Here is a 19506-nt window from a genome sequence, read left to right as displayed (position 1 = left end):
CGGAGGCGCACGCCCGCCCGCGTCTCGCGATCCCGTGCGCCCTGTCATGCCGGACTTCAGGTGTTGTACGGTTTTTGCTCGACATGCGCCCCTTTCCCAACGGACGCCCTTCGGCCGCGTCGTTGGGGCCCGCGCACCCGCCGACAGGGGAGCTCGCCTGTGGCTGACCGGCCCTATCCCTACCGATCCGCGCTGATCACCGGCGCCTCCAGCGGCATCGGAACGGCCATGGCCCGGCAGTTGGCGGCCCGGGGCGTCACCCTGGTGCTCGTCGCCCGCCGGGAGCCGCTGCTGCGGGACCTCGCCGAGAAACTGCGCCGCGCGCACGGCGTCGAGGTGGAGGTCCTGCCGGCGGACCTCACCGACGCCGAACAGCTGACGCGGGTGGAGGCCCGTCTGACCGACGCGGCCCGGCCGGTCGAGCTCCTGGTCAACAACGCCGGTTCCGGGGCGGCGGGCGTCTTCGCCAATCTCCCGGTGGACCACGAGGAGGCCGCCGTACGGCTGAACAGCCAGGCAGCGGTGCGGCTCACCCGGTGCGTGCTGTCGCGGATGCGGGCGGACGGGCACGGCGGAATCCTCAACGTCTCGTCCCTCACGGGCGAGTTGCCCTCACCTTCGCTGGCCACCTACTCCGCGACCAAGGCGTTCCTCACCCACTTCTCGGAGGCCCTGGCCATCGAGAACCGCGGCGCAGGCATCCACGTCACCGCGCTGCTGCCCGGCTTGACCAGGACCGACTACTTCGCCTCGAACGGCCTCACCGCCGCCTGGGTGCCGGGGTTCTGCTGGCTGGCGGCGGAGCAGGTCGCCGCCGCCGGCCTCAAAGCCGTCGCGGCCGGCAGCGGGCGTTGCGTGCCCGGGGCTCCCTACAAGGTCGCGGCGGCGCTGCTCCCCCTCACTCCCCGCCCCCTCAAACGAGCCCTGGGACGCTACCTCTGGCGTCGGTGAGGCCGCCCGCGCCGCCTCCCGCCGCGGTCGCCCGGCCGGTGGCGGCATCCCCGCTCGGCGCCCGGGCCCCGGCCAGGAGCTTCTCGACGGTGGCGAGGATCGCGGGGATCACCGTGGTCATACGGGGCCGCCAGCCGGGCACCGCATTGACCTCGCAGAGGGTGTGGCCGCCGTCGGCGGTGAAGAGCAGATCGACCCCCGCGACGGTCAGGCCGAGCGCGCGGGCGGCCCGGACCGCCAGGGCCTCGCCCTCCGGATAGCGGCCCGGGCACAGCTCGGCGGAGGCGCCCCGGGCGAGGTTGGAGGCGAGGGACCCGTCACGGGAGCTGCGGATCTGCGCCGCGACCGACTCACCGTCCACGACGAGCACCCGCAGATCCCGCCCGTGGGAGGGAGCGACGTACTCCTGGAGGATCAGCGGCACGTCCTGGGCGAGGCTGCCCGACAGCGACTGCAGCATCTCCGCGTCCGGGGCCAGGAACACATGCGCGCCGTTGCGCCCGTTGACGCTCTTCACCACGCACGGCGTCTCGACCTGGGGGCTGCGCACCACCCCGGCGAAGGGCGCGGTGGCGTACGACAGGGAATCGGGGACCGGCAGTCCGGCGGAGACCAGCTCCTGGAACTGCCAGATCTTGTTGCCGCAGAGTTGGTGGGCCGCCGCCGAGTTGATCAGGACGGCCCCCAGGTGCTCCAGGTGCCGGAGCAGGGTCAGTTCGCGGTGCTGCGCCATGGAGCCGGGTGTCTGCCGCACCAGGACGACCTTGGGCGGTGGGACGTCCTGGCCGCCCAGGTTCTGCAGCACCAACCGGCCGTCCCGCACGCCGAAGAGGAGCTCATCGGAATGCCAGACGGCGAAGCGCGGCCCGTACGCTTCCTCCAGTGCCTGGCTCAGGGCCCGGGTCGCCCTCATCAGCGGCGCCGGGTGTTCCCGCGCCAGCACCCAGACCTCGGCCGGTGCGTCGATCGCCGACGGCATCCCCTGCTCCTCTTCCCTAGCTGACCGCTGGAGCCGGCAGGAGCCTCTCCCGGCCCGACCGGCGAACGTTCGGCACGCCCTTCGCCGGGCTGCGCCACCGCTTGCCCGCGACGATCCGCGAGCCCGACACCTCCGAGCGTAATGGCGACGCGGGGCCTGACAGGACGTGACCGGCCACGGAGCGGCGAGCGGGGCCCCATGGACCGACGGACCGACCGCCCCGCCCTCCGGGCGAACGACGGGAGTTTGACGACAGGTCCTAGGCGGTCCGTTCGGTGGCGTCGATCGCCTGGCGGAGGGTCAGCCGGGCCTGCGCCAATTCGTCGGCGCGCCGGTCGAGGTGGGCGAGCTGGGCGCGGAGCTTGTCCAGGACTCCGGGGCAGGGGCGCAGCGAGCCGTCGGCCAGGCCGCACGGCAGCACCTGCCGGATCAGGGTGGTGGGCAGTCCGGCCGCGAGCAGGGCGCGGATCTGACGGACCGTCCGTTCGGCCGCGTCGTCGTAGTCGCGGTACCCGTTGGCGAGTCGGCGCGAGGCGAGCAGGCCCACGCGCTCGTAGTACCGGAGCAGGCGCTCGCTCGTTCCGGTGCGCCTCGCCAGTTGCCCGATCAGCATCGCTCCCGCTCCCCGTCCGGGTCGACCTTGCCCCGACGCCAGGCACCAACACCGTTCGCAGCGCCGGCATTCCCCCGCCGCGCGGCCCGTTGACGGCCCGGCGTCAGGCGCCCGCGTCGAGGGTGAGCACGGTGCGCAGCAGGTCCGGGAACCGCTCGTCGAATTCGGGGCGCAGCGAGACCCAGCAGCGGGTGCCCTCCGGCCGGCTGTGGGTGATGCCGCCCTGGCGGAGCTTCTTCATGTGGTGGCTGAGCGTGGACTGCGCGACGCCGAGGTCGAAGTCGCCGGCCGGGTGTTCTTGGCCGTCGGTCAGTACGCGCACGATCGCCCGGCGGGTCGGATCGGCCAGCGCGGCGAGGGCGTCGGACAGCGAGACCGAGGACAGCTGCGGATGGTCGAGGGAGCGCATGGCCCCAGTGTAGGCATTACATCGATGATCGACGAACATCGATGTATGGTCGGACGGGAGCACGGACAACGACCACCGCACGAGACTGCGACAGGGGAGCGTCATGATCGTCGACCATCGCGTGTACACCATCCGGCCCACCCGCGTGGCGGACTGGGTGGCTCTCTACCGGGAGAAGGGCTACCCGCTCCAGGAGCGGTACCTCGGCCGGTGCCTGGGGTGGTACGTCCCGGTCGAGGGCCGGCACGACCAGGTCGTCCACCTCTGGGCCTACGAGGACCAGGCCGACCGGGAACGCCGCCGGGCGGCGCTGTACGCCGACCCGGACTGGCAGGCATATCTGGCCGAAATGAAGCGTGCGGACCTGCTCCTCACCATGGAGAACCGGATCCTCGCGCCGACCGACTTCTCCCCCGTGCCATGACCACCACGACCCCGGCCGCCGGCGGGCCTGCCTGGTAGCGCCGATCCCAGGACGAGGAAACCCCTGGCCGGCCGCGCCGCCCGGCGGGAACCTGGAGGCATGACGACCACGCTGATCACCGGAGCGAACAAGGGCCTCGGCTTCGAGACCGCGCGCACCCCGGACGCGCCGGGGTACGCCTACCCGGGCGTCGCCTATCCGGCGTCGAAGGCCGCGGTCAACATGATCACGGTGCAGTACGCCAAGGCGTTCCCCGACATCCGGATCAATGCGGTGGAGCCCGGTTACACCGCGACCGACCTGAACGCACACGCCGGCACGCAGACCGTCGAGGAGGGCGCCGAGATCATCGTCCGCATGGCGCAGGTGACGCCCGACGGCCCCACCTGCGGCTACTTCGACGCCGCGGGCCCGCTCCCGTGGTGAGCTGAGGGCTCGCAGGGCACGAGGCGCGACGACGGACACCGGCCGGGCCGGCACCGCACCCACGGCTGGACGGGGGCTCCACCACCCCGTCCAGCCGTCGTCCGGTCCGTCGACGTCCGACTACCGCGCGCCGTCCGGCTTCGCCACGGCGCGGGTGGTGGCGTCCACGGCGGCCCCTCGGCCGCTCTGCACGGTCCAACTGGTGGAGCCGGTCAGGGAGGCGCGGACGGCCGGGTCGCGCACCGCGGAGGTGGCGTCGGTGACGGTCGCCGTCAGCCGGTGGGCGCCGCGGCCCAGCGTCAACTCGCCGATCGCCACCCGGTCGCGGTCGCGGTGGCGGCGCAGCTCCTTCCCGTCGAGATACCAGCGGACGGTCACCCTGCCGTGCGCGGTGTCGTTCGCCCGGGGCAGCGCCAGGCGGGCCGTGCTGCTCCAGGTCCGGGCGCCGCCGACCGGGACGGCCGGCTTGGCGTGCCGGTAGAAGCCGGCGATCATGGCTTCGGCGCCAGGCAGGTTGAAGGGCTTGCCCAGGGTGCGCATCAGGGAGTTGTCGGTGGGGCGGTACAGCCCCTTGACGTAGTAGTTGCCGCCCTCGTACGCGCCGACGGCCCCGCCGTCCGGCGAGGTCGCGCCAAGCCAGCGGTACCACTTGGCGCGCGCGCCGGCCATCGCGTCCGCGGTCAGCACGGACGAGTTGGCCTGCGGCATCTCCGGCCCGGTGTACTGCTCGTACTCCGGCACACCGGGGTAGAAGTACTCGTCGGCGAGCTTGCCGAGGGAGTGGCCGGTCTCGTGGACGGCGACCTGGCTGGAGTCCTTGTTGTGGGCGGAGAAGGTGGCGATGCCGTCGTAGCCGAGGCTCGGACTGGCCTCGTTGTAGCCGGCGCCGCCGTACTTGGTGCTGTTGGCGAGCACGACCACCAGGTCGGCTTGCGGCGCCTTGGCGACGTAGGAGTCGACCTTCTGCTGGTCGATGCAGAGCAGTCGCTCGGTGCCGTCGCACCAGAAGTGCGCACCGAGGGCGGTGTTGCGGACGACGTCCTGACCGGGGTCGCCGCTGACTCCGCTCTCCGCCGAGACGGCGTCGACGGTCCAGACGTTGAAGAGCTTCTGGTACGTGCGGTAGGGCTCCACGCCCAGGAAGTCGTTCCACTTCTCCTTGACGTCGAGGTGGAACTGGTCGAGTTGGTCCGCGGTGTAGCCGTCACCGATGACGACGACGTCGAGGCGGTCCTTGGTGTCGCCGTTGTCGATCACCTTGGTGACCTGCCCGTCGGCTGCCCGACCCGGTCCCGTCAAGGCCGCCTTCGGGGTGTGGAAGGTCCGGGGGACGGAACGGTAACCCGCCCCGGCCTCGCCGCCTGCGGGGCCAGGCACTTCGACCCGGACCCGGTGAGGACCGGGGGCTTCCGCCCCGCCCCCCTGGGGGCCGGGGGCCGCCACGGCGGAGGCGGAAAGACTCACGAACGCCAGAACGCAGGCACCCACGGCGGCGCCCACCGGTCTCATCCGACGCACGGATATCGGTATGTGCACGAAGTGCTCCTCTTTCCACGTTACTTGATGGCTCGCCGGTCGACTCCGAGCCGAGTTGACACGGTCGGCCGGAACGCCAGGCAACGATGGCACGGAACGCCCGACCGATCGACGTGGAGTCGTCGGGAGCGGTCGGGAAGTGAATCCGCGCGCGGGGTGTGAAAAGACCGCGGGGACGTGGCGCGGCCTGCGGGGGCCGTCCGCCCTCGCACCCGGCCGCAGGGGGAAATTTCACAGGCATGCGCACCGATCCCGACACCCGCTCCGCCCAGCCGACTCCGCCCCGGTCCAGTCCAGTCCGTAGCTCCCCCTCCCCAGCTCCCCCTCCCTCACTCGGCTTGACCTTGTCACGGTGTCAACCTTCGACACTTGCGCCAGGGCGACCGCACTCCCCCGCGGCCGCTCGAACCGCTCCGCCCGTTCCCCTCCGACCAGGAGAATGCCTTGATCATCGACGCGCACAGCCACGTCCACGACCCCGTGCACAGCCACCTCGCCCTGCTCGACGAGGCAGGCGTCGACCGCGCCGTGCTCTTCGGCACCCGTCCGCACCCCGAACGGGCCACCGATCTGGCCTCGTTGCGCCGCGAGATGAGCGTGTTGCACGAGACGATCGGCGGGCGGTCCGACGCCCCGGACGGCTACCGGGCCGCACGGCGGGAACTCGACGCGGCCTGCGCGGCCCACCCCGACCGCTTCCTCGGCTTCGGCAAGGTGCGTCTGGACCTGACGGCGCAGCAGACAGCGGCCGAGGTCGAACGGGAGGTGGTGGGCAGGGGTTTCCGCGGCATCGGTGAGCTCACCCCGCCGCCGGACGGAGCCGGTCGGATCGAGCCGGTGCTCCAGGCGGCCGCCGACCACCGTGGACTGCCGGTCGTCGTCCACGGCTTCGCCCCGACCACCGCGGATGACCTGGCGACGCTGGCCGGCCTCGCGCGCCGCTATCCGACCGTCCCGCTGGTGATCAGCCAACTGGGCGGGCTGAACTGGTTGACGGCGATCGAGCTGGCCCGCCAGACCCCGAACGTCTACCTGGAGCTGTCGACGGCGCACGTCATCTTCGCCGTACGACTGGCCATCACCGAGGTGCCCGAGCGGACGATGTTCGGATCGGACGCCCCGTACGGCGACCCGGTCCTCGCCCGCGCCACCGTCGAACGCGTCACCCGGCCGGGCACCCTGCGCGATCGCGTACTGGGCGACACCCTTGCCGAACTGCTCGGCCTGTGAAGGACTTTGGGCCGCGGCCTAACCAGAGGCCCTCGGGCTCACGCGCATCCGGATGTCGTCGGCCGCCCAGAGGACGAACCGCTCGATCGGCGTCACCTCGTGCCCCGGTACCGGCCGGAACCGGAAGCGCTTGAGCAGCACGGCCAGCACCAACGTGGCCTCGACCATGGCCAGGGCGGCCCCCTCGCAGCCGCGCGGCCCGAACCCGAACGGGATGTGAGCCAGCCTGGGTCGTGCGGCCACCTCGTCTGGCGTGAACCGCTCGGGCACGAACTTCTCGGGCTCGGGCCAGTGGTCGGGGTTCATGTGGACGGCCCAGAACGGATAGAAGAGCGTCGCCCCGGCCGGGATCGTGTAGTCGCCCAGCCGCAGGGGTTCGGTCGTCTCCCGCGCGCCGTACGGGCCGGGCGGGTAGAGCCGCATCGCTTCCTTGAGGGTCATGTCCAGATAGCTGAGACGGCGGAGGTCGGCGTACTCGGGCGCCGCGCGGTCACCGAGCACGCGGTCCACCTCATCCGCGACGCGGGCCGCCACGTCGGGATGCCGCCCCAACAGATACAGCGTCCACGAGACGGCCACCCCGGTCGTGTGGTGGGCGGCCAACATCGTCATCATGACGGTGTCGCGGATCCGCGCGGGCCGCTCGCCGGCCGCCACCATCGCCCCGATCAGATCGCTCCGGTCGATCCGGTCGCTGGTCCGATGCGCGGTCACCACCCGGTCCACCGTCGCCCGCAGGGAGGCGAGGGCCTGCTCCGCCCGCTCGGCACGCCCGTCCCGGGCGCCACTGCCGGGCGGCTCGTACAGCCGTCCCAGATGCTCGGTGAGCACCTCCTCGAACGCGGCGACTACGCCGTCCGGGTCCGCGAGGTCGCCGCCCAGCGCGAACGCGCAGATCATCCGCAGGGACAGCGCGGTGAGGTCCTTCTGCAACGCGACGGGCTCGCCGTCGGCCCGCTCCGCCCAGCGGTCCGCGAGCGCCGTCGTCAGCGCGGTGAACTGCGCGAAGTGCCGCTCGTGGGACGGGCGTCCGGCCAGCACCGACAGCAGCAGGTGCCGCCAGGGGGCGTGCTCTTCGGCCGGCAGCACCTGGAGGTTGCCGGCCTCGCACAGCGGGTCCAGGAAGGCGAACAACCGCTCCGGCCGCTTGTCGAGGTGGGCCGTGGCCTCCAGCAGCACGGGGTCGGCGACCGACACCGCCAACTCCGCACCGGGCAGTTGGAACCGCACGACCGGTCCGTACTCCGCGTGCAGCCGTAACTGATAGGTGTGCAGCCCGCCGGCCGCCGCGATGGCGCCGGCCCCGCCGTCGGCCCGGGGCTCCGGGCCCGGGATGTTCATGGCCGACCCGTCCGCCTGACGACCCTCTTCGCAGGACTCCACCGCTGCTCCTCCCACGCCGACGACCAGATCCCGTTCCCTCATACATTGCCCCGATGAGAGGTGGTCCGGCGCACCCGGCAGAAATCCGGTTGGCGAGCGCGGTCATGCCCCTGGACGTCATCGGAAACCGGATCGTCAACCGGCCCGATCGTCAACTGGCCCCGGCTGCACGCCGATCCGATCCGGCCCGGCTGCTCCGCCCGGTCGGGTTGCCTCCCCTCACCCTCTTCGGCCGGTTCCCCTCGCCACCTTGGCCCCTTCGCTCCGCCCCGCCGGCACCGATTCCGGCGGTGACCATTCCGGCCGCGCGGCGTTGGTCCTGGAGACCGGTGGGTGGGGTCGGGGATGTACGTCGCCGTGGTTGGGCCCGACGCACATCCCCGACCGGCGCGCCCCGGATGCCCCGTCCCCCATGCCCTGTGCCTGTGCCTGTGCCTGTCCATGCGTATGCCAGTGCATGCGCCCGCTATGGGGACGGGCCGCGAGCAGGTGGGTCACCAGGCCGGCCCGTCCGAACAGGCAACAGGCAACAGGCGTCAGTGGTCGCCGGTCGCCCGAAGGCCGCCCGCGATCCGCTGCCACTTCGCGAACACCTGCGGCCGCTCGTCAGCCGGCGCCCGATCCATTTCGTCGTCGAAGCGCCGGGCGAGGGACGGGCTGGCGAGCGCCTCACGAATACGCTCGATGGTCCATGGCATGATGCTCATACCTTCCTCCCTTTCCGGCATTGTGAAGCTTTCAAAGATAGCGGCCCGATCGGGCCCTTGAACGCCTTTCCGCCGGCAGCAACCCGAAGGGGCGAATCACCGGGAGCGACGGCCGAGCCGATCGGCGCCCCACGGGTGGGTGGGCGTGTCGTCTCGTTCCAGGACCGCCTGGACGGAGTCGCGAATGCGGGAACGCAGCCACTGATGGGCGGGGTCGGCGTCGTCGCGCGGGTGCCAGGCCAGGGAGAGCTGTAGCGGGGGCAGGGCGAAGGGCAGTTCACGGGTGACCAGGCCGAGGGTGCGCACGTTGGTCCGGTACTGGCGCCAGGGGAAGAAGCCGATCACGTCGTGCCGGTTGGCCAGCATCAGCAGCGTGGCGGCGAACGTCGGGGCGACGACGGCGGCGCGGCGGCGCAGGCCCAGCGCGGCCAGGGCGTCGTCCAGCGGTCCGCGCAGCCGGCCGCGGCGTGAGGTGACGATGTGTCTGGCATCGGCCACCCGCTCGGCGGTGAGGTCGCCCGTGGCCAGGGGGTGGTCGGGGCGCATGACCATGACGGTGTGGTCGGTGGCGAGGGATTCGGTGCGGACCTCGGGCGCAAGCGGGCCCAGGACGCCCATCTGCAGGTCGATGCCGCCGTCCCGCAGTCCGGCGTGGTCGCCCGGTGGCTCGGCGAGGAACCGCAACGTCACCCGTGGGGCCTGCCGTTCGACGCAGGTGAGCAGGTGGTCGCCGACGGAGGTGACCATCGCGTCGTTGGCGCTGATCGTGAAGGTGCGGGTGAGGGAGCCGGGATCAGGGTGGCCGGCCGGGGCCAGCACCGTGCGGGCGCGCTGCACGAGGGCGCGCACCTCGCTGCGCATGGCCACCGCGCGGGGAGTGGGCTGCATGGTGTGGCCGGCGCGTACCAGGACGGGGTCTTCGAGGACCTTGCGGATGCGTCCCAGGGTGCGGCTCATCGCCGGCTCGGACACCGACAGCCGGTCGGCGGCGGCGGTGACGGAGCACTCCTCCAGCAGGGCGTCGAGCGCGATGAGCAGGTTGAGATCCAACTTCGCATGCACGGAGCGCATTTTATGCATCGCTTCCATGCATTTGAAGTTAACTGGGCGGGTTTCTACGGTCGTTGGCGCACCTTGCGAGAAGGGAAGCACCATGACTGTCCACCGTGCAGCGCACTCCCCGGCCGGCAACGACCCTGCGCGCGGCCGGCGTCCGAGCCCAGGCACCGGGCGCTCCCCCCGCCCGGCGGTACGCGGCGCCGTCCCGCGCCTGATGAACGCGGCCGTCATCGCGATCCAGGCGATGGTCTCCGGCGTCAACCTGGCCGTTCCCCAGCTGTCCGGGAGCGGCCTGCACCCGTCGGCGACACAGTTGGTGTGGATCGTCGACATCTATCTGCTCGTCTTCGCCGGACTGCTCGTTCCGGCCGGTGCGTTGGGCGACCGCCTGGGCCGCAAGCCGGTCCTCATCGCCGGTCTCGCCGTCTTCGGTGCCGGCTGCCTGGGGTGCGCGCTCGCCCCGGACGTCCCGGTCCTGCTCGTCGGGCGGGCGGTCGCGGGACTGGGTGCGGCGCTGGTCATGCCCGCCACCCTCGCCCTCTCGTTGGCGGTGACTCCGCCCGGCGAGCGCGGCAGGGCGGTGGGTGCCTGGTCGGGCGCGACCGGACTGGGCGGGATGCTGGGCAACCTCCTCGCCGGCAGCACCCTGCAGTTCTTCTCCTGGCCGGTGTTCTTCGCCCTCTTCGTCCCGGTCGCCGCCCTGCTCGCCGGGCTGGTCTGCCGCTGGGCTCCGGCCACCGAGCGCCACGCGGGCCGATCGGATGTGCCGGGCGCCGTGCTGCTGGTCGGGGCGCTCACCGCCGTGCTGTTCGGGCTGATCGAAGGACGGGAGTTGGGTTGGGCATCGGCGTCCGTGCTGGCGGCGTTCGCCGCGGCCGTCGCCTTCGGCACGCTGTTCGTCGTGCACTGCCTGTCCGCCGACCATCCCCTGATCGATCTGCGTCTGTTGGCGGCGCCTGCGGTGGGTGCCGGCGTCCTGGGCGTGGCCGGTGCCTTCCTGGGGATGTTCGGCCTGTTCTTCCTCAACGCCCAGTACCTGCACTACGCGAAGGGGTTCAGCGCCATCGAAACGGGTCTGGCGATCCTGCCGCAGGGCCTGTGCATGAAGGTGGTCTCGCCGCGCTCCGCCCGGCTGGTCGGGCGGTGGGGCAGCCGCCGGGTGGTGGCCACCGGTATGGCGCTGATCGTCGCCGGGCTCGTGCTGCTGTCGCTGGCGACCTCCGCGACGCCGTACTGGCGGTACGCGATCGATCTGTTGATCATGGCCACCGGTATGGGACTGGCCACCCCGCCCCTGTCCAGTGGCATCGTCGCCGCCCTGCCCAGGACGCAGAGCGGCCTGGCGTCCGCGCTCAACAGCACCGCCCGCGAGATCGGCAGCGCCCTCGGCATCGCCGTCGTCGCCAGCGTGGTCACCACCCGGTTCCTGGCCGGTCTGCCGCCGGCCGTCGCGGGCAGCGCGCACTCGACGTCGGACGCGATGACGGCCGCCGACCACCTGGGCAGTGCCGGACACGCCGCTGCGACAAGGGCGTTCACCGATGCGATGGGGGAGGGCTACCGCACCCTGGCCGTCCTCGTCGCGGTGATCGCCCTGACGGTGCTCGTCTGGCGGCGCGACGCGGAGCGGCCCGGCGTGCCGGGCAGCCGGCGGGCGGCGGCATGAGCCGCGGGCCCAGGACCGGCCCGGCCCGGCCGCCGGGCTCGGCGCTGTCCCGGGCCGTCAGTCACGTGGGGTGGTCGTGACGCGAAGCGCCATGCACCGGAGGTACCGACAAGGGAGCGATCCGGCCACGTGGCGGGCCGGCGCGCCATGTCGGACCGGGGCGGCGGCGCCATTCGGGGGAGTCGCTCGGGCGGGGCGTTCGGGGGCTCCGCCAGGGGCGGGGCACGGGGGCGGCCCGCGGGACGCTGCGGGCGTGCGGGTCGCTCGGGCGGCCGGTGGGGGCCCGGGTGGGGAGGTGCCGGAGGTGCGAACGGTCCCGGTGGCGTCGATCCTGAAGCAGAGGAGTCGCACGTCGCGGCGACGACGCACCGGGCGACAGCACCGGGAGTGAGCACGAGGTACCTGACTAGGCAGCGTGTCGCGGCACCGTCGTGACAGCGGAACGGACGCACATGAGCAACGGATCCCTGGGTCCGGAGGGTTATGGCCCGGACTCGTTTGGTGACTTCCTCGCGCGGTTCTTCGGGCGTTCCGCGCAGTCGCCGGGTGAGGAGGGGGGCACCGCCATGCCGCGGCAGGCGGACATCGCCCGGCTGATGAGCGGGCCGGCCCGGGATCTGGTGACCTCCGCCGCCGCGTACGCCGCCGAACACGGCAGTCCCGAGCTGGGCACCGAGCACCTGCTGCGGGCGGCGCTCAGCGCGGAGCCGACCCGGAGCCTGATGCGGCAGTCGGGCGCGGATCCGGATGCGCTGGCTGCAGAGATCGACCGCAACGCCGGGTCCGGGCCGCTGCAGAAGAGCGTCGCGGTGACCCCGGCGGTCAAGCGGGCGCTGCTGGGAGCGCACGAGCTGGCGCGCGGCACGGGGGCGTCGTACATCGGGCCGGAGCACGTGCTGGAGGCGCTGGCCTCGAATCCGGACTCGGCGGCCGGCCGGATCCTGCACCTCGCGCACTTCGACCCGCAGGCGTCCACGGGCGGGCACGGCGGTGGCGGGACGCACCAGCCGTCGGGGGCGGGGGCCGAGCACGGTCCCGTGCCGCACCACGAGACGCCGACGCTGGACAAGTACAGCCGGGATCTGACGGACCTGGCCCGGGCCGGCCGGATCGACCCGGTCATCGGGCGGGAGGAGCAGATCGAGCAGACCATCGAGGTGCTGTCGCGGCGCGGGAAGAACAATCCGGTGCTGGTCGGCGACGCCGGCGTGGGAAAGACCGCGATCGTGGAGGGGCTGGCGCAGCGGCTGGCCGACGGGGAGGTGCCCGAGACGCTGGCCGGGCGGCGGATCGTGGCGCTGGACCTGACCGCGGTGGTGGCCGGCACCCGCTACCGCGGTGACTTCGAGGAGCGGATGAACAACATCATCGAGGAGGTCCGGGCGCACTCCGACTCGCTGATCGTCTTCATCGACGAGCTGCACACGGTGGTGGGGGCGGGCGGCGGTACCGGGGAGGGCGGTGCGCTGGAGGCCAGCAACATGCTCAAGCCGGCGCTGGCGCGCGGCGAACTGCATGTGATCGGCGCGAGCACGCTGGAGGAGTACCGGCGGTACATCGAGAAGGACGCCGCGCTGGCCCGCCGCTTCCAGCCGATCCTGGTGCCCGAGCCGACGGTGCCCGACACGGTGCAGATCCTGCGCGGTCTCCAGGACCGCTACGAGGCCCACCACCAGGTGCGGTACGCCAACGAGGCGGTGCTGGCGGCGGTGGAGCTGTCGGACCGCTACATCACCGACCGGTTCCTGCCGGACAAGGCGATCGACCTGCTCGACCAGGCCGGTGCCCGGGTGCGGCTGCGGTCGGCCACCAAGACTCCCAACGTGCGCGATCTGGAGCGCGAGGTGGAGCAGCTGGGCCGGGACAAGGACCAGGCGGTCGCCTCGGAGCAGTACGAGCGGGCCACCGAGCTGCGGGACCGGATCACCGCGCTCACCGAGCGGATCCGCAACGTCCAGGAGGAGACGCAGCAGGAGCGGCCGGTGGGCGGCGACGGGCGGATCGTGGAGGTGACCGCCGAGGACATCGCGGAGATCGTCTCGCGGCAGACGGGCGTGCCGGTGAGCAGTCTGACGGAGGAGGAGAAGGATCGGCTGCTGGGGCTGGAGGGGCGGCTGCAGACCCGGGTGATCGGGCAGAACGACGCGGTGACGGCGGTGTCGGAGGCGGTGCTGCGGTCGCGGGCCGGCCTGGCCGACCCGAACCGGCCGATCGGCAGCTTCCTCTTCCTCGGCCCGACCGGGGTGGGCAAGACCGAGTTGGCGCGGGCGCTGGCGGAGGCGCTGTTCGGCAGCGAGGACCGCATGGTGCGGCTCGACATGAGCGAGTACCAGGAGCGGCACACGGTCAGCCGGCTGATCGGCGCGCCGCCCGGATACGTCGGCCACGAGGACGCGGGGCAGCTCACCGAGGCGGTCCGCCACCACCCGTACTCGCTGCTGCTGCTCGACGAGGTGGAGAAGGCGCATCCGGACGTCTTCAACATGCTGCTCCAGGTGCTCGACGACGGGCATCTGACGGACTCTCAGGGCCGCACGGTGGACTTCAAGAACACCGTGATCGTGATGACCAGCAACCTCGGTTCAGAGGCGCTCGGCAGCGGTCGCGGGGTGCTCGGCTTCGGGACGTCCGAGGCGGGCGCGGACGACGGCGCGCGGGAGCGGGCGCTGAGCGCGCTGCGCGGGCACTTCCGGCCCGAGTTCCTCAACCGACTGGACGAGATCATCCTCTTCCGGCAGCTGACCGACGAGCAGTTGCACCGGATCACCGGGCTGCTGCTGGAGGGCACCCGCCGCAGGCTGCACGCCCAGAACATCGCCGTCGACTTCTCCCCCAGCGCCGTGGACTGGCTCACCCACCGCGGCCACCAGCCCGAATACGGTGCCCGGCCGCTGCGCCGGACCATCCAGCGCGAGATCGACAACCGGTTGTCGCGGATGCTGCTGGACGGGGCGCTGTCCAGCGGGGACCGGGTGCGGGTGGACGTCGCCGACGACACGCTGTCGTTCCAGGCCAGTCCGGCGGAGCAGATGAAGTGAACCAGGAGAAGTGAGCGGCGCGACCGCGGGCAACGGGAGGAGTCGACCTGAACGGCCAGCCGGATGACGGGAGCGAGTCGGAGCTGATCTATCCGCGGGGCCGCAACGAGACCGAGGAGCAGCGTGCCGACCGGAGGTGGACCGAACTCCTGCAGGAGGTACGGGTCATCCAGACCGGCGTGCAGATCCTGTTCGGTTTCCTGCTCACCGTCGTCTTCACCCAGCGGTTCGCCACGCTCGACGCGGCGGACCGGAACATCTACGTGATCACCCTGCTGTTGGGGGCGTCCACCACCGGTGCGCTGGTGGGGACGGTGACCTTCCACCGACTGGTCTCCGGGCACCGGCTCAAACCGCAGACCGTGCTGTGGGCGTCGCGGTTGGCCCTGACCGGCGTGGTGCTGCTGCTGGGCACGGTGGCGTCGGCGCTGTTGCTCATCCTGCGGTTGGCGCTGAACGGCAGCGCGGCGCCGTGGGTGGTGACGGCCCTGGTGCTGTGGTTCGTAGGGTGCTGGTTCGTGCTGCCGGCGTGGGTGCTGCGCCGCTATTCGTCGTCGGAGTAGCGCCCGCGGAGTGGCTCAGGAGCACCCGGCTCCGGCCCCTCGGCCCCGGCCCTGAGCGCCCTGCGGGCCAGCGGGGGCGGTGCGACGATGGAGGGGAGGTGTGGGGCGCGCCGGGTGGGGCGGCGGGGAGGACGCAGGCCCGGCGCCGTCGACGGAACCGCGGGATGGAGGGATCACCATGACGGTCTGCGAGGTCTGCGGGAACGACTACCCGCGGGGATTCGAGGTGCGCATCGACGGCGAGGTGCACTCCTTCGACTGCGTGGAATGCGCCGCGCATCTGCTCGCACCGACCTGCGAGAACTGCCAGTGCCGGATCCTGGGGCACGGGCTGGAGGCCAGTGGCCGCTACTTCTGCTGCGCGCACTGCGCGCGGACCCGTGGGGTCACCGAGCTGGCCGACAGCGTGGCGTGACGCCGCGCGGTGGTCGCTCGGTGCGGCTCGGCGTGCCACGGAAGGTGATATGACGCAGCGTCATATCAGCGAGGGGCGCCGGCCCGGACATGCGTGCGGCGGCCGTCACCGAAGGACGGCCGCCGCACCCCGCTCGCCGCTCACACACCGGCCGTCGCGGGAGTCACCCTGCGCGGGCGCAGGAGCAGCGCGGCACCGGCGAGTCCGGCGCTCACGATCGCGAGCCCGACCGCCAGCAGCTCCGGCCAGATCGTGGCGTCGCCCAGGCTGCTGCGCAGCGGGACCAGGACGCCGGCCCGGGACAGCGCGTGCAGGATGATCACGGTGACCGCGGCGGCGGCGCTGGCGGTCCAGATGGCCGCCGTGTCGCGCACCGCCAGGCAGCCGGCCAGCAGCAGGTACACCACCGCGATGGTCAGCGAGATGGCGTCCGACGAGCCGCCGTTGGTCTCCACCGGCCCCACCGGCAGGTGGCTCAGCCCGCACAGGGCCAGGGCCGCCGCGGCGGGCCAGCGCAGGACCGACCGCAGGACGCCGCCGACCGCGTGAGCGGCCTGGGCGGGCGTCTCGCCCGCCGGCCAGTCCCGGCCACCGTGTGCCGCGGTGGCCGACGGCCACGGGGCGCGCTGGGGCCGCGGCGGGGGCTCCGGCGGGGCACCGTCCCGCATCGCCGGTTCGCCGTGGGCGCCGGCCGGGTAGCCGTCGGGCGCCTGCTGGCCGTAGGGATCGGGGTAGGGGTCGGCGTAGGGGTCGTTGTAGGCGGGCGGACCCGTGGTGCCCATGGTCGCGGTGTCGGCATGGCCGTCGGAGTAGGCGTCGCCGTCCGACACCCCCGTGACGGGGATGTGGCCCTCCTGGCCCCGGTCGAACAGCCTGATCAGCTGGACGACCTCGTCGACGGATCGACCCACCGCCGCCGCACGCAGCGCCTCATAACTCGCCTCCGCGGTGTGCGGGGTCTGACCAAGCATCGCGAGCAGCGGCCCGAGCTCGCTCACCGGGCGGGTCATCGCCGCCACCCGCAGGGCTTCGTCGCCCGGATTGGGGTCGTCACCACTGCGCTTGAGCAGTTCCACGAGGGCGGCGACTTCCTCCACCGGTCTCGTGGTGGCCGCCGTCCACACAAGGGTGCGGAACGAGACGTTCTCCTGGCTGCTGGACGGAATGTGTTCGCCGTGGTCTGTCGGGGACGGATCGGATTGGCCCCCACGAGGAGCTGGTTCAGGTGACATGTAGGGACTCCACTGAACGAGGTGAGAGCGTCCGCACCGGAGGCGCCGGCGCTCATCGGGCGTTGTGCTGACTGGTTGTGCCTGCTCTGGTTCAGCCAACGTCCCTCTTGGCCGCGGGCGCCAATGCTGGCGGGCCATCTGGTGGAGACACGCCGCGGGACGGGAGGACGACCGGGCGTGTCGGCCCGGCGGGATCAGTCCTGCGCGGTGGCGACGGTGAACAGTCCGCCCTGCGGATCCCGGATCACGGCCTCGCAGCCGCTGTCGTCCACCATCGGCGTCACCGGCAGCGCGAAACCGCCCGCGGCGACCGCGGCCGCGGTGACCTGTTCGATGTCGTGCACCGGGAAGTACACGTGCCAGCGGGGGCGGACGTGCGGGTCGGGGGCCGCCTCGACGGCGCCGCCGCGCAGCGCGGCCACGGTGCGCCCCGCCATGTCGCGCACCATGACCTCGTCGTGCTCGTAGGTGATGTCGCAGCCGCCGGGCCGGTCGGGGGCCCAGCCGAAGACCTCGCCGTAGAAGATCGCCGCCTCGAAGGCGTCACGGGTGCGCAGTTCCAGGCACATCGGCGCCGCGCCCTGCCCCACCGCCCAGGAGAGCGTCTGGCCCTCCCAGAGGCCGAACACCGCACCGTCCCGGTCGGCGGCGAGCGCGCCGCGCCCCTTGCCCAGTTCGAGCGGGCCGACGGCGAGCGTGGCGCCGCGCTCGCGGATCCGGGCGGCGGTGTCGTTCGCGCTCTCCACCGCGAAGTACGGCGTCCAGGCGACGGCGACGTGCCACTCGGGCGCCAGCGTGCCGATCCCGGCGACCGGCTGGCCGTGGGCCAGTGCGATGGAGAAGTCGCCGCCCAGCGTGCCGGGGCGGAAGGTCCAGCCCAGGACCTCCCCGTAGAAGTCCTGTGCGCCCTTCAGGTCGTGGGTCGCCAGGCTCACCCAGCACGGGGCGCCGCCGATGGCGGCGGTGGTGTTGCGGGCTTTGGTCGCGGGCATCGGAATCCGCCTACCAGGGCTGGCGGCGGCCCCGTGTGCCACGCGGGGCCGACGTGCGGAAGAGGAAGCCGATCAGCAGGACGGCGACGAGGGCGAGGGCGACGAGCCAGAGCACTCTCATAACGAGACCGGCGCCCGCCAGGAGCAGCACGAGCAGCAGGACGAGGAGGAGAGGGGCCATCGGGATCCACCTCCGGACAGGCTGGTTCCCTACCTGGCCACCATTATGCGCTTCCGCGGTCGCCCTCTCTCGGGTCCGGGCCCCCGGGCCCGAGAACGCTTCCGTGCCTGGTCAGCGGCGCAGCGTGACGTTTCGAGGTGCCGACGGCGGCGGGCCCTGATTCGCTGGTAGCAGCGGCTTCCCCGGACGGACGCCGGTCACCGCGCGTCACCGGGCTGCCGGGTATCGGCACCGGACGAGAGGGACGGGTCATGGGATCGGAAGAGACACGCGAACGCCTTCAGCACATGCGGGAGAAGGCTCAGGAGCTGGCCGAGGCCGCGGAGCGCACCAGCGATCCCAAGGAGCGGCAGCGGCTCCAGGAGAAGTCCCGCCGGCTGCAGAGCCGGAGCGAGCAGGAGAGCGCGATGCGGAGCGGTGACATCTACCCCTCGCAGTGACCCTTCGCCCTGCGATCAAGGGAGTTGAGCACTTCGGGACGCCGGCTGCCGGGCCGCACCGCCGCGCGCCGCGCGCCCGGCTGTTCGAGTGGCTTACGGCCGGGTGCCGGTGCGCCGTCCGCGTCCCCGGGAAGGAGGTGCGGCGGAGGAACGGCGGCAGGAGGCGGAATGCACCGCACGCGGCCCACCGTGGTCTATGTGCACGGGAACGGGAACAAGGTCCGCTCGGGACTGCTCAAGTCGCAGTGGGACCAGGCACTCTTCGGCCGGGACATGGCGGACGCGTCCCGCATGGCGTACTGGGCCGCGCTCCAGTACGAGCGGCCCCTGCCGGATTTCCGGGTGGACGCGCTGGACGGCGGTCCGGTGACGGAGACCGAGTCGGTGGCCGCGGCGGGGGCCGGGGTGTTCGACTCGCCGGAGGAGTTCGTGGCGCGCACCGTCCAGGAGGCCCGGCGGGAGGCCGGGGCCCCGGCGCCGGAGAGCCGGGCCGTCGAGACCCCGGCGGAGGCGGCGGAGGGCGCGCTGGTCGGCTGGCTGCGCGAGATGACCTACCTCGCGGAGACGCTGGGCGCGGCGGAGACCGGCGGCCATGAGGGCGCCGAGGACGACGGGGCGCTGCCGCTGGAGGTGCTGCCGCTGCCCAGGCCGCTGCGGACCGCGCTGTTCCGGGAGCTGGTCCGGCGCACGTTCAGGGACGTCCATGCGTACTTCTTCGGCGACCGGGGGCCGGCGATCCGGCAGGTCATCGAGGACGCGCTGCCGCCGCCGGGCGCGGGGCCCGTGGTGGTCGTCGGCCACAGCCTGGGGTCGGTGGCCGCCTACGAGGTGCTGCGGGAGCGCGAGCGGGAGGTGGCGCTGTTGGTCACGCTGGGGTCGCCGCTGGCGATCACCGAGGTGCGGGACCAGTTGGCGCGGCCGCCCGCGGTGCCGGCGGGGGTGCGGGCCTGGCGCAATGTGTCGGACCTGCGGGACCTGGTGGCGCTCGGGCACACCCTGCGGCCGGAGTACGGCCCGCCGGAGCGGATCACCGACGCGCTGGTCACCAACAACAGCGGGAACCACCACGGGATCAGCCAGTACCTGGCCCAGGCGGCGGTCCGGGAGCCGGTGCAGCGCCTCTTCGGTCAGCCCGCCTGAGCTGGGATTTCCGGCGCCGGGCCGCACCTTGCACAGGGGCAGAGCGGATGTAAGCATGACAAAGAGGAGGAAGGACGGGGGCGGGCCGACGTCCCTGCCCACGGGCCGGCCGGGTAGGTGCG

19 protein-coding genes and 1 pseudogene are annotated in these 19506 nt (G+C 72.6%); 10 read left to right on the top strand and 10 right to left on the bottom strand.

Annotation, left to right across the window (positions count from 1 at the left end; translation table 11 throughout):
• Positions 1–159: 159 nt before the first annotated feature.
• Complete coding sequence (locus tag MOV08_RS36535) at positions 160–951, top strand: SDR family NAD(P)-dependent oxidoreductase (RefSeq protein WP_275310462.1); 792 nt, start codon at positions 160–162, stop codon at positions 949–951.
• Here the strand turns inward: MOV08_RS36535 and MOV08_RS36530 are convergent.
• The 3 genes from MOV08_RS36530 to MOV08_RS36520 all read right to left on the bottom strand — a co-directional run bounded on the left by MOV08_RS36530 (position 914) and on the right by MOV08_RS36520 (position 2952).
• Positions 914–1930, bottom strand: coding sequence for a RimK family alpha-L-glutamate ligase (locus MOV08_RS36530; RefSeq protein WP_275310461.1), 1017 nt, complete (start codon positions 1928–1930; stop codon positions 914–916). The genes MOV08_RS36535 and MOV08_RS36530 overlap by 38 nt on opposite strands.
• 259 nt (positions 1931–2189) lie before the next feature.
• The gene (locus tag MOV08_RS36525) at positions 2190–2543 is read right to left on the bottom strand and encodes a MerR family transcriptional regulator (protein WP_275310460.1); all 354 of its coding nucleotides are present in this window, start codon (positions 2541–2543) and stop codon (positions 2190–2192) included.
• Positions 2544–2646: 103 nt separating this feature from the next.
• Entirely contained in the window at positions 2647–2952 is a 306-nt protein-coding gene (locus MOV08_RS36520) for an ArsR/SmtB family transcription factor (RefSeq protein WP_039638552.1), read from the bottom strand.
• Between the two features lie 103 nt (positions 2953–3055).
• Between MOV08_RS36520 and MOV08_RS36515 the strand changes: the two genes are divergently transcribed.
• Together MOV08_RS36515 and MOV08_RS36510 are read left to right on the top strand one after the other, a co-directional pair.
• Entirely contained in the window at positions 3056–3376 is a 321-nt protein-coding gene (locus tag MOV08_RS36515; RefSeq protein ID WP_039638551.1) for an NIPSNAP family protein, read from the top strand.
• Positions 3377–3535: 159 nt separating this feature from the next.
• Positions 3536–3802: pseudogene (locus MOV08_RS36510) on the top strand (SDR family NAD(P)-dependent oxidoreductase); the annotation flags it as partial.
• Positions 3803–3922: 120 nt separating this feature from the next.
• Here the strand turns inward: MOV08_RS36510 and MOV08_RS36505 are convergent.
• Positions 3923–5101: a M64 family metallopeptidase gene (locus tag MOV08_RS36505; RefSeq protein WP_239010221.1), complete on the bottom strand. Its 1179-nt coding sequence runs from the start codon at positions 5099–5101 to the stop codon at positions 3923–3925.
• Positions 5102–5782: 681 nt separating this feature from the next.
• Between MOV08_RS36505 and MOV08_RS36500 the strand changes: the two genes are divergently transcribed.
• Complete coding sequence (locus MOV08_RS36500; protein WP_275310459.1) at positions 5783–6568, top strand: amidohydrolase family protein; 786 nt, start codon at positions 5783–5785, stop codon at positions 6566–6568.
• 18 nt (positions 6569–6586) lie between these two features.
• Here the strand turns inward: MOV08_RS36500 and MOV08_RS36495 are convergent, their stop codons facing one another.
• The 3 genes from MOV08_RS36495 to MOV08_RS36485 form a co-directional block, all read right to left on the bottom strand.
• Complete coding sequence (locus tag MOV08_RS36495) at positions 6587–7909, bottom strand: cytochrome P450 (protein ID WP_039642357.1); 1323 nt, start codon at positions 7907–7909, stop codon at positions 6587–6589.
• Positions 7910–8487: 578 nt separating this feature from the next.
• Positions 8488–8658, bottom strand: a complete 171-nt coding sequence (locus MOV08_RS36490; RefSeq protein ID WP_167390785.1) for a hypothetical protein — start codon at positions 8656–8658, stop codon at positions 8488–8490.
• A 96-nt stretch (positions 8659–8754) separates the two neighbouring features.
• Complete coding sequence (locus tag MOV08_RS36485) at positions 8755–9729, bottom strand: LysR family transcriptional regulator (RefSeq protein ID WP_275312007.1); 975 nt, start codon at positions 9727–9729, stop codon at positions 8755–8757.
• A gap of 82 nt (positions 9730–9811) precedes the next feature.
• Here MOV08_RS36485 and MOV08_RS36480 point away from each other — a divergent pair, with 82 nt between their 5' ends.
• From MOV08_RS36480 to MOV08_RS36465, 4 genes are all read left to right on the top strand, one after another.
• Positions 9812–11383, top strand: coding sequence for an MFS transporter (locus tag MOV08_RS36480; protein WP_275310458.1), 1572 nt, complete (start codon positions 9812–9814; stop codon positions 11381–11383).
• Positions 11384–11835: 452 nt separating this feature from the next.
• Positions 11836–14421 carry an ATP-dependent Clp protease ATP-binding subunit gene (locus tag MOV08_RS36475; RefSeq protein WP_039638549.1) on the top strand — a complete coding sequence of 862 codons (2586 nt, stop codon included), beginning with the start codon at positions 11836–11838 and terminating at the stop codon, positions 14419–14421.
• A gap of 47 nt (positions 14422–14468) precedes the next feature.
• A complete protein-coding gene (locus tag MOV08_RS36470) occupies positions 14469–14984 on the top strand; it encodes a DUF6328 family protein (RefSeq protein ID WP_420834316.1) in 516 nt (171 codons plus the stop codon).
• 178 nt (positions 14985–15162) lie between these two features.
• On the top strand, positions 15163–15399 hold the full coding sequence (locus tag MOV08_RS36465) for a hypothetical protein (RefSeq protein ID WP_039638547.1): 237 nt from the start codon (positions 15163–15165) through the stop codon (positions 15397–15399).
• A gap of 140 nt (positions 15400–15539) precedes the next feature.
• Here the strand turns inward: MOV08_RS36465 and MOV08_RS36460 are convergent, their stop codons facing one another.
• The 3 genes from MOV08_RS36460 to MOV08_RS36450 all read right to left on the bottom strand — a co-directional run bounded on the left by MOV08_RS36460 (position 15540) and on the right by MOV08_RS36450 (position 17804).
• On the bottom strand, positions 15540–16496 hold the full coding sequence (locus MOV08_RS36460; protein ID WP_275310457.1) for a hypothetical protein: 957 nt from the start codon (positions 16494–16496) through the stop codon (positions 15540–15542).
• A gap of 329 nt (positions 16497–16825) precedes the next feature.
• Positions 16826–17623 (bottom strand): VOC family protein, encoded by a 798-nt coding sequence (locus MOV08_RS36455; RefSeq protein ID WP_039638545.1) that lies wholly within the window; start codon positions 17621–17623, stop codon positions 16826–16828.
• A gap of 10 nt (positions 17624–17633) precedes the next feature.
• Positions 17634–17804 carry a hypothetical protein gene (locus MOV08_RS36450; RefSeq protein WP_039638544.1) on the bottom strand — a complete coding sequence of 57 codons (171 nt, stop codon included), beginning with the start codon at positions 17802–17804 and terminating at the stop codon, positions 17634–17636.
• A gap of 251 nt (positions 17805–18055) precedes the next feature.
• Here MOV08_RS36450 and MOV08_RS36445 point away from each other — a divergent pair, with 251 nt between their 5' ends.
• Together MOV08_RS36445 and MOV08_RS36440 are read left to right on the top strand one after the other, a co-directional pair.
• Positions 18056–18244 carry a DUF6381 family protein gene (locus tag MOV08_RS36445; RefSeq protein ID WP_039638543.1) on the top strand — a complete coding sequence of 63 codons (189 nt, stop codon included), beginning with the start codon at positions 18056–18058 and terminating at the stop codon, positions 18242–18244.
• A gap of 168 nt (positions 18245–18412) precedes the next feature.
• Complete coding sequence (locus tag MOV08_RS36440) at positions 18413–19384, top strand: thioesterase domain-containing protein (RefSeq protein ID WP_275310456.1); 972 nt, start codon at positions 18413–18415, stop codon at positions 19382–19384.
• Positions 19385–19506: the final 122 nt, after the last annotated feature.

The organism is Streptomyces yunnanensis, from assembly GCF_029011865.1.
Classification (GTDB): Bacteria; Actinomycetota; Actinomycetes; order Streptomycetales; family Streptomycetaceae; genus Streptomyces; species Streptomyces yunnanensis.
The sequence above is the reverse complement of the archived record's forward strand: the minus strand, read 5'-3'. Positions and strand labels throughout refer to the sequence as shown.